The following is a 443-nucleotide window of genomic DNA, read 5'->3' on the forward strand; positions in this document are numbered from 1 at the left end:
GTACACCCCCACCATCGGCCGCAGCCACGGCATCCACGCCGAGCCGGTTACGTTCGGCCTGAAGATGGCCGAAGCCTATGCCGAATTCGCGCGCTGCAGGAAGCGCCTGATCGCCGCCCGCGAAGAAGTCGCCACCTGTGCGATCTCGGGCGCTGTCGGCACCTTTGCCAACGTCGATCCGGCGGTGGAACAGTACGTCGCCGACAAGATGGGCCTGGAAGTGGAGCCGGTCTCCACGCAGGTGATCCCGCGCGACCGTCACGCCATGTTCTTCGCAGTGCTGGGCGTGATCGCCAGCTCGATCGAGCGCCTCGCCATCGAAGTGCGCCACCTGCAGCGCACCGAAGTGCTTGAGGCCGAAGAATATTTCTCGCCCGGCCAGAAGGGCTCGTCGGCCATGCCGCACAAGCGCAACCCGGTGCTGACCGAGAACCTGACCGGCC

Annotated in this window: 1 protein-coding gene; it reads left to right on the forward strand. The window is 66.1% G+C overall.

The window, feature by feature from the left end; genetic code table 11:
- Positions 1 to 443 (forward strand): lyase family protein (locus KHA85_RS16850; RefSeq protein ID WP_272875188.1); only part of this gene is annotated, 443 nt, incomplete at both ends.

The sequence above is a fragment of the Dietzia massiliensis genome, from assembly GCF_018390595.1.
Classification (GTDB): Bacteria; Actinomycetota; Actinomycetes; order Mycobacteriales; family Mycobacteriaceae; genus Dietzia; species Dietzia massiliensis.